We start from the raw sequence: 13415 nt of genomic DNA on the forward strand, positions 1-13415 counted from the left end.
TTACGCCGCTTTCGGCTGTTTTTCGTAGAGGAAATGGAGGATCTGCTGGCGCATGTGGTGATAGCGGCGGTCGTCCGCCAGCTGCACCCGGTTGCGCGGGCGCGGCAGGTCAACGCGCAGGATCTCCCCGACGGTGGCCGCCGGGCCGTTGGTCATCATCAGCACGCGATCGGAGAGAAGCACCGCCTCGTCCACGTCGTGGGTAATGAGCACGATGGTGGTGTTCAGCGCCTGCTGGATCTGCATCACCGAGTCCTGCAGATGGGCGCGCGTCAGCGCATCCAGCGCGCCGAACGGCTCATCCATCAGCAATACTTTCGGCTTCATCGCCAGCGCGCGGGCAATCCCGACGCGCTGCTTCATGCCGCCGGAGATCTCCCCCGGACGCTTGTGCAGCGCGTGTCCCATCTGCACGCGGTCGAGGTTGTGCTCGATCCACTCTTTGCGCTCGGCCTTGCTCATGGTGTGACGGAACACCTGATCCACCGCCAGCGCCACGTTGTCGAAGCAGGTCAGCCACGGCAGCAGCGAATGGTTCTGGAACACCACCGCGCGCTCGGGCCCCGGCCCGGCGATTTCGCGGTTGTCGCAAATCAGCCCGCCTTCCGTCGGCAGCGCGATCCCGGCGATAAGGTTAAGCAGCGTCGACTTGCCGCAGCCGGAGTGGCCGATAAGGCTCACGGTTTCGCCCTCGTGGATATCAAAAGAGACGTTCTGCAGCGCCAGAAACTCGCCGCTGGCGGTGGAAAAACGCTGGCTCACGGCCTGGACCTGAATTAATGGTTTCATGTTCGCTCCTTATTTTTCCTGCCAGCTAAAGCGACGGGCGATCAGCATCAGCCCCTGCTCCAGCAGCAACCCGACCACGCCGATGATGACGATGGCGATCAGAATGTTTTCGACGTTGAGGTTGTTCCACTCGTTCCAGATCCAGAAGCCGATACCCAGCCCCCCGGTGAGCATCTCGGCGGCGACAATCACCAGCCAGGCGATGCCGATGGAGAGGCGCACCCCGGTCAGCACAGCGGGTAGCACAGCCGGGAAGAGTATGCGGCGCATGATCGTCCACTCGGAAAGCTGCAATACGCGGGCGACGTTGAGGTAGTCCTGCGGAATGCGGCGCACGCCTTCGGCGGTGTTGATCACCATCGGCCAGATAGAGCAGATGAAAATGGTCCAGCTCGACGCGGGCTCCGCTTTCTGGAACAGCAGCAGGCCGATGGGCAGCCAGGCCAGCGGGCTGACCGGGCGCAGAAGCGCAATCAGCGGATTGAACATGCGCGAGAAAAAGGTGAAGCGGCCAATCAAAAAGCCCAGCGGAATACCCGCCAGCGCTGCCAGGCCAAAGCCGATGGCGACGCGCTGCAGTGAAGCAAGCACGTTCCAGCCAATGCCCATATCGTTAGGCCCGTCGCGATAAAACGGGTCGGCAAACAGGGTAATGGCGGAATCAAGCGTGCTGAGCGGCGTCGGGAAGCCTTTGCTGTTTATCGCCGCAAGTTGCCAGAGCACCACCAGCAGCCCGAGGCCGAGCAGCGCCGGGATAACGCGCTGGAAAAAGTCGTTCATCCGGCGCGCTAACGCGGGTGTGCGGCGGCGAACCTGTACCGGAGGCAGGACAATCACTTCCCCGCTCTCTGGCGTTTCTTGTGGTTTCGTGTTTTGCAGATGCGGCATAATCAGGCCCCTTTACGGTGAATAGCGAAATGGCTGGCGTACCCTTCCGGATCGGTGCCGTTCCAGACGGTGCCGTCCATCAGCGTGCTGCTGCGGTACGGTGATGACGGCGTGGACATACCGCCGACGGCGGTGGCGGCATCCTGCCAGACCGCGGTCTGGTTGATGCGCTGCGCGATGCCCGCGTAGTCCGGCGCGGCTTTGAGCAAGCCCCAGCGGCGGAACTGGGTTAAGAACCACATGCCGTCGGAGAGATACGGGTAGCTCACAGCCCCCTCGTTGAAGAAGCGGATCGGGTGCGCGTCCTGCCAGCGCTGGCCCAGGCCGTTGTCGTACTCGCCGAGCATGCGCCCGGTGAGATACTGTTCTTTGCAGTTGAGCCACGCCCGGCGGGAGAGGATCTGCGCGGTTTCGCGTTTGTTTTCCGGGGACGCCTCGATCCAGCGCGCGGCCTCCAGCACCGCGCTCACCAGCGCCCGGGCGGTGTGCGGGTTTTTCTCCACCCAGTCGCGGCGCGTGCCGAGGATCTTTTCCGGATGATCGGCCCAGATGGACTGCGACGTGGCGGCTGTAAAGCCGATCCGGTCGTTAATCGCCCGCGCGTTCCACGGCTCGCCGACGCAGAAGCCCACCATGTTGCCGATGCGCATGTTCATCACCATCTGCGGGGGCGGCACCACCACCGTGCGCACGTCGTCAAAGGGGTTAATGCCCGCGCTGGCCAGCCAGTAGTAAAGCCACATGGCATGCGTCCCGGTCGGGAAGGTGTGCGCGAAGGTGTAGGTTCCCGGCACCAGCTGCCCGATCAGCGTTTTCAGCCCGTCGAGATCGCGAACGCCCTTCTCCGCCAGATCGCTTGAAAGCGTGATGGCCTGGCCGTTCTGATTGAGCGTCATCAGGTTCGCCATCTGCTGCGGCTTGCCGGCGATGCCCAGCTCCAGCCCGTACAGCAGACCGTAAAGAATGTGTGCGGCGTCCAGTTCTCCCGCCACCAGCTTGTCGCGCACCGCCGCCCAGCTCGCCTCTTTGGTGGGAACGATGGTGATACCGTATTTTTTATCAAAGCCTTTTAACGCTGCGATAACCACCGGCGCGCAGTCGGTCAACGGGATAAACCCGACGCGCACCGTCTCCTGTTCCGGTTTATCTGAGCCAGCCGCCCAGGCAGCCTGCATAACACCCGGTAACAGCGCTGCGCCACTCGCCAGCATGCTGGCCTGCAAAAATCGCCGTCTCGACAAATCCGCCATAACCGCTCCCGAAAAAAAGCCAAAAAAAAGCGCCCGCCGTGCCGAAGCACCGCTGGACGCCTTTATCCCGAAGACAAATGCACCGCCGTTGGCGCACCGTCAAAAATGGTTAATTAAATAATGCAAAGCCAGTGCCAGGTTTAAAGACCCTCTTTCAGGGCCGAAAACCGGGTTTTGCCCGCGTTCGCGCACCTCAATCAGGCATAAAATGCCCGCTGATTGTGCAGCTACTCCTTTGGTGTTACCTGCCAGACGCTCTTCACCGTAAGCAGCGCGCGGGCGATATCGACCATGCGCTGGTTCTTGTCCATCGCCATTTTGCGCAGCGTTGTCCAGGCCTGTTCTTCACTCATGTTCTGGTGGGTCATCAGCACGCTTTTGGCTTTATCAATGGTTTTGCGCTCCTCAAGCGTATCGCGCAGCGACGCGAGCTGTCGAGAAAGCTGCTCTATCTCTCGTGCTTGCTGGCGAACCAGGGTCAGCAGCGGTTTATCCGGGTAGTGCGCCAGCGGATCGTCCTGTTCATCCCCGGGAAGCGGGTACGCCTCGTCGCGCTGAATACGCTCATCCACCGCGACCATCAGATCGGCGATGATCGTCTCCTCCAGCGCGCGCAGATGCTCCAGCCGCGCCGTTTGCAGCGCAAACCAGGCGAGTGCGGTATGGCCATTGTCTGCAGCAGGCTGGCGGGTACAGGCCACCCGCCGGAGCTGCTCCGTCTCACGATCGGGCTGACAATTAAGGGAGAACGAAGTCTGCACGTCGGCCTGGCTGTGGGAGAGAAAGATCTCAAAGCAGGCCTGCTGCCCGTCAATGCGGTCAACCAGCCGCTGGCGGGTCACATCATCGAAAAAGCCCTGCGTGAAGCCAATTGCCCCCAGGGCCCGCTCTTGTCCCGCCAGCTCTTTCCCCTGCATCAGGCTATATAGCGCGACGAAACGGCCCGCGATTTGCGGGTCGTCAATGCTGTCATTAAGCTGCGGTACGATACTAAGCAGGTGGCGCAGCATGCGGGAGTAGTGCTCCATTGCCTGCGGAGCCGTCAGCGTTTGTCGATTTACACCGTCGCGCAGCGCGGGAAGCGTCTCCAGCGTGAGCAGCGCATTGCCGATACGTTCGCAAACGGCGCTTCCCGGAAAGGCGGACTGTTTTCCAAGAATGTCGTTCAGTGCAGCAAGGTTTTCGTCCACCAGCGCCCGGCTGGCTTTGCATTCAGGCGCATAGAGCTTACCCTGTGAGCAGAGCCAGACGTTAGATGCGCCGCGCTCGCACTGGAGCATATGCACCAGCTGGCTAATACCGCGCACCAGCACGTTCAGCTGCGCCAGCCTGCTGAGCTGCTCCCGGCGCATCCGCCTTGCGCGCTGGAGCCATTCGGTTGCACCTGGCGAAATGCCGGCCATTAATGTCATGCTTACTCTCCCGGACAGCGAAACTCCGGGAAATTAAGCAATATTCGTGCCTTTATAAGAACAGGAGTCAACATGCAGAAGATTGTGATCGTCGCCAACGGGGCGGCCTACGGCAGCGAATCCCTTTTCAACAGCCTGCGCCTGGCGATCGCGCTACGCGAAAAAGAGAGCGATCTGGTATTGCGGATATTTTTAATGTCCGATGCCGTGACCGCCGGGCTGAAGGGTCAAAAACCGGCGGAAGGCTACAACATTCAGCAGATGCTGGAGATCCTGACCGCGCAGGACGTGCCGGTAAAACTCTGTAAGACCTGCACCGACGGGCGCGGCGTTACCGGGCTGCCGCTGATCGAGGGCGTAGAAATCGGTACGCTGGTTGAACTGGCCGAATGGACCCTGACCGCGGATAAAGTATTAACTTTTTAATAATAAACCCGTAAAAATATTATTTTCTTATGGACGCGGTTTCAGCATCAAGTTTACCTGCGGGGTTGCCGATAGGCATGGAAACAACACAGCAGGTATTTCACTTATGTTCAGATCCATTCGCGCACGCATTATCGCCGCGACGACAGGCTGCCTCGTCGTCGCCCTTCTTCTCAATACCGTAATTAACTTCCAGGTCACGCGCCAGGATAACCAGCAGTCTCAACGCGATATTCTGACCAGCACCAGCGCCAGCCACAACATGGCGATTGCCGACTGGGTCAAAAGCAAAATGACGGTGATTACCTCCGCGCAGAGCATCGCGCTGGCTGACGATCCGGTTCCGGCGTTTAAGCAGCTTGCCCAGGGGGGCGGTTTCACCAACGTTTACGTGGGCTACGCCAGCAAGACGGCGAAATTCTCCGACCCGACAGGCGTCCCGGCGGATTATGACCCCACCGTTCGTCCCTGGTATCAACAGGTGGTGAGCACGGACGGCCCGGTGGTAACGGCACCCTACGTTGATGCCGGGACCGGGAAGCTGGTGGTCACGTTTGCCGTGCCGGTGAAGGAGAATGGCGCTCTGAAAGCGGTGGTGGCGGGCGATGTCGCCATGGATAGCGTGGTGGCGAACGTGCGCGGGATCCACCCCACGCCGGCCAGCAGCGGGTTGCTTCTGAACAGCGACGGCACGGTGATTGCCGCCAACGAGCCGGCCCTGACGCTGAAGCCGTTTGCCGAGACGATCAAAGGCATCGACCTTGCGGCGCTGAAGAGCGGTAACCCGGTCGACGGAACGCTGAATGACGAGGAAAAAACCTTTATCGCCTCAGCCGTGCCGGGCACGAACTGGCTCCTGGTCGTCGCCCTCGACAGCAGCGATGCCACCTCCGGCATGCGTTCCCTGCTGAAAGCGTCGGCGATTTCGCTGGTGATCCTCGCACTCCTGAGCGGCGCCCTTGTTCACGTCCTGATTGCCCGCCTGCTGAAGCGCCTGTCCGACATTCGCGACGCGATGCACAACATTGCCAACGGCACTAACGATCTGTCCCAGCGCCTGCCGGACAGCGGCGATGACGAAGTGGCGCAAATTGCGCAGGCGTTTAATGCTTTCAGCGATAAGCTCTCGGTGGTGATGGTACAGCTCCGCGACGCCAGCGCCTCGGTGAAAAACGCCGCGCAGGAGATTGCGGCAGGTAACCAGGATCTCTCCGGACGTACCGAGCAGGCCGCATCCAGCCTTCGCGAAACCGCCAGCGCCGTGGAAGAGATCACCGCCTCCGTCACCCAGTCGAATGAATCGGCAGCAGAAGCCAACGACCAGGCCAGCAAGGCCTCTGCGGCCGCAGCGCGCGGCGGTGAAGTGGTTTCGCAAGCCATCAGCACCATGCAGTCCATCGAAGTGGCGTCCGCTAAGATTGGCGATATCACCAGCGTGATCGACGGCATCGCCTTCCAGACCAACATTCTGGCGCTGAACGCCTCCGTCGAGGCGGCGCGTGCCGGTGAGCAGGGCCGCGGGTTCGCCGTGGTCGCCGGTGAAGTGCGGAACCTCGCCAGCCGCAGCGCCCAGGCGGCGAAAGAGATCAAATCGCTTATCGACTCCACCACCGACAGCGTGGCCACCGGCTCGCGCTACGTGCATCTGGCCGGGGAAAGCATGGATGAGATCCGCTCCAGCATCGGCAGCGTCTCCGGCATCATGCGCGAGATCTCGATTGCCACCAGCGAGCAGATGAAAGGCATTCACGAGATCAACCACGCGGTGACCCATCTCGACAGAATGGTGCAGCAGAATGCCGAGCTGGTGGTGCAGTCCGCCGCGGCCGCCAGCGCATTGCAAAGCCAGGCGGGCGACCTTGCTGAAACCGCCGGCCATTTCCGCATTTAATTTTCTTCAGGCGCGCGTTAAACAGGGTAAACGCGCGTCAGCTGAAAGGTTTCAGGAATTTTGTCATTTTTGTTTAATCGTTATGCCATTTTTTGATCAAAATCAGCATCCCTTGCTCCCCGCTTTGGTGTTATGCAATGAGTATTTTGTGAACAACATCACGCTCGGGATGGGCAAAATCGACGGGGTAGAAAATGGCACTGGTGAAAACAAGTTTGAAACTGTTTGGCGGGGATACGGTGGTGGTGCGTTGCTCAGAGCGCTGTCGTATTCATCTGATGAGTGCGAAAGCACAGAAACAATCCCAGGCGGATATTCTGACCGTGCAGGATGACAAGGCGTGGCTTACCGTGCCGTATACCGGCACGTGGGATGTGCTGATCGACAGCCACAGCCAGTCGCTGGAGCATTCGGTCAGCTACGTGGCAGCGTAATTTAAACGCCCGGCTCGCCGGGCGTATTCTCAGGCAAAACCCGGTCGCAGCGTGCTGTTGAGCGGGTTCCCTTCCAGCAGCGCCTTCACTTTCACCACCAGCTCATTCAGACAATCGTCCTGCATGCCGAGGCGGGTCAGCTCCTGATCGAGGGAGAAGAGATATTGCGCGTTGGTGCCAAGCGGCCCGCTGGCGGCGGCGATTAACGGGGCAATTACCTGCGTGCGGGTGTCCGCTTCATACAGCGGGTGGCGCGGATCCATAATAAACACCAGCGCGTTAACGGTGCGCCCGTCGTCGAGCTCCAGCTTGCACCAGCTCGGCATATAGCAGCCGGTGATCATCTCGCGCTTCCAGAGCAGCGTCAGCTCCTCTTCGAGCGTGGCATCCGGAAGGCGATACGCGACGCCCGTGGTGCGTCCGCCCTCTTTTAGTGCAAGCATGCGCCCTGGCTGACAGGCGCTGCCGCGTCCGGCCGTCAGGCGCAGGCAAAATGCGCGATGCCAGCCGGGCAGCGTGCCGGTTGCCGATTCAACAAATTCGAGAGCCGGGTTCCACATCAGTGAACCGTAGCCAAAAATCCATACCGGGCCATCATCCGGGCGGCAGGCAAGCGTAGCAGCGAGCGATGCCGCACGTTGTTCAGCTGACCAGAGAAGCGATTCCTCAATAGCACCAAATGCCGTCTTACAATCTGCCTTCATTAAGAAATCACGCGTTAACACTTTACACCTCCGCCACTGCATGCTTCCTTGCGACATCTGTAATTCGCCTTCCCGGCATTCTGTGCTGGTCATTTTGCCAGCAGTCAAATTACGATAAGCAATTAGCGGACCAGTTGCAATACAACGGAAGTTCAACCGCCTGAAAAGTCAAAATGAAGGCAGCGAATAATTTCACGGCTATTTCTTTTTATGCCATTTATCATCGTCTCCTTTCTCATAGTCATGTTTTACTGCGGCCCAGGCGACCTTGTGTGCCGTCTCTTCCCGGCTGGCATCATCCCGCCGATCGTCTTTATCTTTGTACTGATCCCAGGCGCTGTTAAACGCTTCTTTGTAGATATCCTGCGCGTGTTCGGGCAGGACGTTTTTCACGTTATCGGGTAATTCGCGTTTCGTTTTATATGGCATCACTAACCTCTCTTTTGCCTAAAGAGTTAAGTGTGGACGACGATACGCCGGTGTGCCAGCCGGTCATAAACAATGAACGGATGAACTTCATAATTCATTGTTATTCAACATATATTTAAAAGAAGTATCTTATTATAGGCATTAAACAAGAAAACCATAACAAAGGGTAAAATTAAGTAAATAATAAAGGTTATTTAACACATTTCTGTTAATTTATTGCCCTTAAAATCTATCTATAATTACAAGCACCTGCATTGATGGAGAAGCACATGACAGCAACACACGAGGCGGTAAAGACCCGCCACAAGGAGACGTCTCTCATTTTCCCGGTTCTGGCACTGGCTGTGCTGCTCTTCTGGGGAAGCAGTCAGTCACTGCCAGTGGTGGTTGGTATCAATATTCTTGCTCTGGTGGGCATTTTAACCAGCGCGTTTAGCGTCGTTCGTCATGCGGACGTATTAGCCCACCGCCTGGGCGAGCCTTATGGCTCTTTAATTCTCAGCCTTTCCGTCGTTATTCTCGAAGTCAGCCTGATTTCCGCGTTGATGGCAACCGGCGATGCCGCCCCGACCCTGATGCGCGATACGCTTTACTCCATCATTATGATTGTGACGGGCGGCCTGGTAGGCTTCTCTCTGTTACTGGGCGGACGCAAATTTGCGACCCAGTACATGAATCTTTTCGGCATTAAACAGTATCTGATCGCCCTCTTCCCGCTGGCCATCATCGTACTGGTCTTCCCGATGGCGCTGCCGGGTGCAAATTTCTCCACCGGCCAGTCGCTGCTGGTCGCGCTGATTTCCGCCGCCATGTACGGCGTATTCCTGCTCATTCAGACCAAAACGCACCAGAGCCTGTTTGTGTATGAGCATGAAGACGACAGCGACGACGATGACCCGCACCACGGTAAACCGTCGGCCCACAGCAGCGCGTGGCACACGGTTTGGCTGATCGTGCATCTGATTGCGGTGATTGCCGTCACCAAGATGAACGCCAACCCGCTGGAGACGCTGTTAACCGAGCTGAACGCGCCGGTGGCCTTTACCGGTTTCCTGGTGGCGCTGCTGATCCTGTCCCCTGAGGGTTTAGGTGCGCTGAAGGCGGTGCTGAACAATCAGGTGCAGCGTGCGATGAATCTGTTCTTCGGCTCCGTGCTGGCGACCATTTCACTCACCGTGCCGGTGGTGACGCTGATTGCCTTTATGACCGGTAACGAGCTGCAGTTTGCGCTGGGCGCGCCGGAGATGATTGTGATGGTGGCCTCGCTGCTGCTGTGCCAGATTTCATTCTCCACTGGCCGCACCAATGTCCTGAACGGCGCGGCGCATATGGCGCTGTTTGTAGCGTATTTGATGACGATCTTTGCGTAGTCTTTTTGCCCAGCGGCGCTGCGCTTACCCGGCAATATGTCCCATAAAAAAACCCGCCGAAGCGGGTTTTTTTATTAGTTGCTGGTATCCAGCTCGTCGAAGCTTTTCACCAGATCGTCAATCGCTTTGATCTGCTTCAGGAACGGCTCCAGCTTATCCAGAGGCAGCGCGGATGGGCCATCGCATTTCGCGTTAGCCGGATCCGGGTGCGCTTCAATGAACAGACCTGCCAGGCCGGTCGCCATACCGGCGCGCGCCAGCTCGGTCACTTGAGCACGACGGCCGCCAGAGGCTGCACCAAACGGGTCGCGGCACTGCAGCGCATGGGTAACGTCGAAGATCACCGGCGACTGGTTAGAAACGTTCTTCATCACGCTGAAGCCCAGCATGTCCACAACCAGGTTGTCGTAACCGAAGTTAGCGCCACGGTCGCACAGAATAATCTTGTCGTTACCGCCTTCGATAAACTTATCAACGATGTTACCCATCTGGCCAGGGCTCACGAACTGCGGTTTTTTCACGTTGATCACGGCACCGGTTTTCGCCATCGCGGCAACCAGGTCGGTCTGACGCGCCAGGAACGCCGGAAGCTGGATTACGTCTACCACGTCTGCCACAGGCTGCGCCTGCCAGGACTCATGCACGTCGGTGATCACTTTCACGCCAAACGTCTGCTTCAGCTCCTGGAAAATTTTCATCCCCTCTTCCAGGCCCGGGCCACGGTAAGAGTTGATGGAGGAGCGGTTGGCTTTGTCAAAAGAGGCTTTAAACACGTACGGAATGCCCAGCTTCTGGGTCACGGTCACGTAGTGCTCGCAGATACGCATGGCGAGATCGCGGGATTCCAGCACGTTCATACCGCCAAACAGCACGAACGGCAGGTCGTTTGCTACCTTGATATCACCAATGCTAACCACTTTTTGTTTCATAGGATCGCCTTATTCAGGTGTGAATCGGAATTAAGATTAATGCAGTGTAATTTGTTTGTGCGAGATCGCGTTGATCTGCGCGCGAATCATTTCGCTAATCGGATCTTCCGGACACTGCTCGACGAAATAGCTCAGATCGTTCAGCGCCACGTGCTCGCAGTCGAGCTGGGCATAGATAAGCCCGCGGTCGCGAATTTCGTAAGGATCTTCCGGATTAAACTGCAACAGCACTTCACTGGCACGCAAGGCCAGCTCCATCTGACGCTCTTCCATCAGCGCTGACTTCAGCGTATCCAGCAGCTTGCGAATGACTTCGGCGTTGTCGGCTTCGTCGAGATCTTCGTTAAAGAGCTCGGCCACCGGGCTGATGTTGCCTTTCAGCCAGACGTCCAGCGTATGCTCGTCCAGCGTGTCGCCGTTAAACGGATTAATGAGCCACATCTCACCGTCCAGCCACTCCGCACGCAGGATCATCTGCGTCGGGAAAATAACCGGCACCAGCGGAATATCCAGGCGGTGCGCAACCCACAGCAAAATAGAGCCCAGCGCAACGGCGCTGCCCTGACGATTTTTTAAGACCTGGTCCAGCCATAATGCGTCAGACAGGCGATACACGCCACGCGTGTCGCAGAAACCCCATTCGCCGTAGAAAAGCTCCAGAAGCTTCTCTAATTGCCAGTCCTGCGGGCGCGCCTGATTGATCTCTTCACGCGCCAGGCTGACCAGATTCTCCAGCTCATCGTAAACGTACTGCGACGTAAAATCGTCGCGTATCATCTCCGAAATCAGGATCATGCCATCGCAAAGCGGCACTTTATTAAATTCGAAATCGGCTAAGGACCTCATGACTTACCCCAGTAACGACTGAGCGAACAATGACGCTCAGGCGCGATAAAACTCAAAACGATGTAGATGATAACGCCAAACTGCCTTTCAGTCAGCCTTACGCCTTTATCAGTAAATGGCAGATACCCGGATCTCAAGACCACTGCCCCAGCGTCAGGCGTTCGTTGCCGCCGTAGTCGCGGCAGGTTTCGACAGCGGCGTAGCCTGCCTGGGTAAACAGTGCCCGCACGGATTCTCCCTGCGTCCAGCCATGCTCCACGAGCAGCCAGCCGCCGGGGAGCAAATGCTCTCGTGACGTTGTCACAATGTGATCAAGATCGGCTAATCCCGCGTTGGCGGCCACAAGCGCCGTCAGCGGTTCGAAGCGAACATCTCCCTGCGCAAGGTGCGGATCATGTTCGTCAATGTAAGGAGGATTGCTGACAATCATCGCAAATGAGCGGTTCTCCAGCGCGGCAAACCAGCTGCTTTGCAGCACCGTTACGTTGCTGAGCCCGAGACGTTCCACGTTACGCAGCGCCAGCGCCACCGCGTCGGGCATCACATCCACTGCCGTCACATCGCAGTCAGGCCGCTCGCTGGCCAGCGCCAGCGCGATAGCACCGGTGCCAGTACCGAGATCGAGAATGCGGCAGGCCGCTGCGGGTAAACGTGCCAGCGCCTGCTCAACCAGACACTCGGTATCCGGACGCGGGATCAGCGTTGCCGCCGAGACGTAAAGCGGTAGCGACCAGAACTCGCGCTCACCGACAAGGTGCGCCACCGGCTCGCCGTTTTTACGGCGGGCAAGCAGCGCGGCGAGCCGTGCTTCCTGCTCTGCAGTCAGCTCAGTTTCGCCGAATGCCAGCAGGTACGTGCGGGCTTTACCCGTCACATGCTCAAGCAAAATTTCGGTATCGCGCTTCGGGCTTTCGCTTTTGGAAAGCTCAGCGGCCGCCTCGCGTAACCAGCGCTGAAAATCCATTATTCCTGCTCGGACAGCGCCGCCAGCTGGTCGGCCTGGTATTCCTGCACGATAGGCTCAATCAGCATATCCAGCTTCCCTTCCATCACCTCATCCAGACGGTACAGGGTCAGGTTGATGCGGTGGTCGGTCACGCGCCCCTGAGGGAAGTTGTAGGTGCGGTTACGGTCGCTGCGATCGCCGCTGCCCAGCAGGTTACGACGCGTAGAGGCTTCCGCCTGCTGACGCTTCGCCATTTCCGCCGCGTGGATGCGCGCGCCCAGCACGGACAACGCTTTGGCTTTGTTTTTGTGCTGCGAACGTTCGTCCTGACACTCCACCACGATGCCGGTCGGCAGGTGGGTAATACGGATGGCGGAGTCGGTGGTGTTAACGTGCTGACCGCCCGCCCCGGAGGAGCGGAAGGTGTCGATGCGCAGGTCCGCCGGGTTGATGTCCGGCAGTTCCGCTTCCGGCAGCTCCGGCATCACCGCCACCGTACAGGCGGAGGTATGAATACGGCCCTGAGATTCGGTGGCCGGAACGCGCTGCACGCGGTGACCGCCGGATTCAAACTTCAGACGTCCGTACACGCCGTCGCCGCTGATCTTGGCGATAACCTCTTTGTAGCCGCCATGTTCGCCTTCGTTGGCGCTCATGATCTCCACGCGCCAGCGGCGCGATTCGGCGTAGCGGCTGTACATGCGGAACAGATCCCCGGCAAAGAGCGCCGCTTCGTCACCGCCGGTACCGGCGCGCACTTCGACAAACGCGTTACGTTCATCGTCCGGATCTTTCGGCAGGAGCAGCACCTGAAGCTGCTGCTCCATCTCTTCGGAACGCGCTTTTGCATCCTGCAGCTCTTCCTGCGCCATCTCGCGCATCTCAGGATCGTCGAGCATCATCTGCGCGGTTTCAATATCTTCCTGAACCTGTCGCCAGTCGGTAAAGCATTTTGATACATCACTCAACTGCGCATATTCACGCGAAAGCGCGCGAAAACGTTCCTGGTCTGCGATAGTCCCGGCATCGCCGAGCAGCGCCTGTACTTCTTCATGGCGCTCGTGCAGAGCTTCCAGTTTAGCGACGATAGAAGGCTTCATA

The 13415-nt window shown here is 58.4% G+C and carries 14 protein-coding genes and 1 pseudogene; 4 read left to right on the forward strand and 11 right to left on the reverse strand.

Annotation, left to right across the window (positions count from 1 at the left end; translation table 11 throughout):
* The 4 genes from IM314_RS03230 to nasR form a co-directional block, all read right to left on the reverse strand.
* Complete coding sequence (locus IM314_RS03230; RefSeq protein WP_193358142.1) at positions 1-789, reverse strand: ABC transporter ATP-binding protein; 789 nt, start codon at positions 787-789, stop codon at positions 1-3.
* Between the two features lie 9 nt (positions 790-798).
* On the reverse strand, positions 799-1677 hold the full coding sequence (gene ntrB, locus IM314_RS03235) for a nitrate ABC transporter permease (protein WP_047364934.1): 879 nt from the start codon (positions 1675-1677) through the stop codon (positions 799-801).
* Positions 1678-1679: 2 nt separating this feature from the next.
* The gene (locus IM314_RS03240; protein WP_193358141.1) at positions 1680-2927 is read right to left on the reverse strand and encodes a CmpA/NrtA family ABC transporter substrate-binding protein; all 1248 of its coding nucleotides are present in this window, start codon (positions 2925-2927) and stop codon (positions 1680-1682) included.
* Between the two features lie 227 nt (positions 2928-3154).
* On the reverse strand, positions 3155-4339 hold the full coding sequence (nasR, locus tag IM314_RS03245) for a nitrate regulatory protein NasR (protein WP_045261104.1): 1185 nt from the start codon (positions 4337-4339) through the stop codon (positions 3155-3157).
* A 72-nt stretch (positions 4340-4411) separates the two neighbouring features.
* Here nasR and IM314_RS03250 point away from each other — a divergent pair, with 72 nt between their 5' ends.
* The 3 genes from IM314_RS03250 to IM314_RS03260 all read left to right on the forward strand — a co-directional run bounded on the left by IM314_RS03250 (position 4412) and on the right by IM314_RS03260 (position 7090).
* Positions 4412-4765, forward strand: a complete 354-nt coding sequence (locus tag IM314_RS03250) for a DsrE/DsrF/TusD sulfur relay family protein (RefSeq protein ID WP_048998380.1) — start codon at positions 4412-4414, stop codon at positions 4763-4765.
* A 106-nt stretch (positions 4766-4871) separates the two neighbouring features.
* Complete coding sequence (locus tag IM314_RS03255) at positions 4872-6656, forward strand: methyl-accepting chemotaxis protein (RefSeq protein ID WP_163333878.1); 1785 nt, start codon at positions 4872-4874, stop codon at positions 6654-6656.
* A 194-nt stretch (positions 6657-6850) separates the two neighbouring features.
* On the forward strand, positions 6851-7090 hold the full coding sequence (locus IM314_RS03260; protein ID WP_013096243.1) for a DUF1883 domain-containing protein: 240 nt from the start codon (positions 6851-6853) through the stop codon (positions 7088-7090).
* Between the two features lie 29 nt (positions 7091-7119).
* Here the strand turns inward: IM314_RS03260 and IM314_RS03265 are convergent, their stop codons facing one another.
* On the reverse strand, positions 7120-7815 hold the full coding sequence (locus IM314_RS03265) for a gamma-glutamylcyclotransferase (protein WP_028013457.1): 696 nt from the start codon (positions 7813-7815) through the stop codon (positions 7120-7122).
* Positions 7816-7992: 177 nt separating this feature from the next.
* On the reverse strand, positions 7993-8223 hold the full coding sequence (gene chaB / locus IM314_RS03270) for a putative cation transport regulator ChaB (protein ID WP_014884191.1): 231 nt from the start codon (positions 8221-8223) through the stop codon (positions 7993-7995).
* Positions 8224-8492: 269 nt separating this feature from the next.
* On the opposite strand from chaB, the gene chaA reads away from it, so the two are divergent.
* Positions 8493-9593 carry a sodium-potassium/proton antiporter ChaA gene (gene chaA / locus IM314_RS03275; RefSeq protein WP_041909576.1) on the forward strand — a complete coding sequence of 367 codons (1101 nt, stop codon included), beginning with the start codon at positions 8493-8495 and terminating at the stop codon, positions 9591-9593.
* A gap of 74 nt (positions 9594-9667) precedes the next feature.
* On the opposite strand, the gene kdsA is transcribed toward chaA, so the two are convergent.
* From kdsA to prfA, 5 genes and pseudogenes are all read right to left on the reverse strand, one after another.
* Positions 9668-10522 (reverse strand): 3-deoxy-8-phosphooctulonate synthase, encoded by an 855-nt coding sequence (gene kdsA / locus IM314_RS03280; RefSeq protein WP_028013459.1) that lies wholly within the window; start codon positions 10520-10522, stop codon positions 9668-9670.
* 36 nt (positions 10523-10558) lie between these two features.
* A complete protein-coding gene (gene sirB1 / locus IM314_RS03285) occupies positions 10559-11368 on the reverse strand; it encodes an invasion regulator SirB1 (RefSeq protein ID WP_028013460.1) in 810 nt (269 codons plus the stop codon).
* Between the two features lie 41 nt (positions 11369-11409).
* Positions 11410-11493 (reverse strand): annotated as a pseudogene (locus IM314_RS21935) (siroheme synthase); the annotation flags it as partial.
* Between the two features lie 8 nt (positions 11494-11501).
* The gene (prmC, locus tag IM314_RS03290; RefSeq protein ID WP_193358140.1) at positions 11502-12332 is read right to left on the reverse strand and encodes a peptide chain release factor N(5)-glutamine methyltransferase; all 831 of its coding nucleotides are present in this window, start codon (positions 12330-12332) and stop codon (positions 11502-11504) included.
* Positions 12332-13414: a peptide chain release factor 1 gene (prfA, locus tag IM314_RS03295; protein ID WP_021240360.1), complete on the reverse strand. Its 1083-nt coding sequence runs from the start codon at positions 13412-13414 to the stop codon at positions 12332-12334. The genes prmC and prfA overlap by 1 nt, the downstream gene beginning before the upstream one ends.
* Position 13415 lies beyond the last annotated feature (1 nt).

Origin of the sequence: Enterobacter cloacae complex sp. P42RS, from assembly GCF_014930595.1 — a bacterium.
GTDB lineage: Bacteria > Pseudomonadota > Gammaproteobacteria > Enterobacterales > Enterobacteriaceae > Enterobacter > Enterobacter bugandensis.

Bases quoted from the DNA above. Each gene is read 5' to 3' on its own strand.
- IM314_RS03230 (WP_193358142.1), bottom strand. From the start codon at position 789: ATGAAACCATTAATTCAGGTCCAGGCCGTGAGCCAGCGTTTTTCCACC.
- ntrB (WP_047364934.1), bottom strand. From the start codon at position 1,677: ATGCCGCATCTGCAAAACACGAAACCACAAGAAACGCCAGAGAGCGGG.
- IM314_RS03240 (WP_193358141.1), bottom strand. From the start codon at position 2,927: ATGGCGGATTTGTCGAGACGGCGATTTTTGCAGGCCAGCATGCTGGCG.
- nasR (WP_045261104.1), bottom strand. From the start codon at position 4,339: ATGACATTAATGGCCGGCATTTCGCCAGGTGCAACCGAATGGCTCCAG.
- IM314_RS03250 (WP_048998380.1), top strand. From the start codon at position 4,412: ATGCAGAAGATTGTGATCGTCGCCAACGGGGCGGCCTACGGCAGCGAA.
- IM314_RS03255 (WP_163333878.1), top strand. From the start codon at position 4,872: ATGTTCAGATCCATTCGCGCACGCATTATCGCCGCGACGACAGGCTGC.
- IM314_RS03260 (WP_013096243.1), top strand. From the start codon at position 6,851: ATGGCACTGGTGAAAACAAGTTTGAAACTGTTTGGCGGGGATACGGTG.
- chaB (WP_014884191.1), bottom strand. From the start codon at position 8,223: ATGCCATATAAAACGAAACGCGAATTACCCGATAACGTGAAAAACGTC.
- chaA (WP_041909576.1), top strand. From the start codon at position 8,493: ATGACAGCAACACACGAGGCGGTAAAGACCCGCCACAAGGAGACGTCT.
- kdsA (WP_028013459.1), bottom strand. From the start codon at position 10,522: ATGAAACAAAAAGTGGTTAGCATTGGTGATATCAAGGTAGCAAACGAC.
- sirB1 (WP_028013460.1), bottom strand. From the start codon at position 11,368: ATGAGGTCCTTAGCCGATTTCGAATTTAATAAAGTGCCGCTTTGCGAT.
- prmC (WP_193358140.1), bottom strand. From the start codon at position 12,332: ATGGATTTTCAGCGCTGGTTACGCGAGGCGGCCGCTGAGCTTTCCAAA.
- prfA (WP_021240360.1), bottom strand. From the start codon at position 13,414: ATGAAGCCTTCTATCGTCGCTAAACTGGAAGCTCTGCACGAGCGCCAT.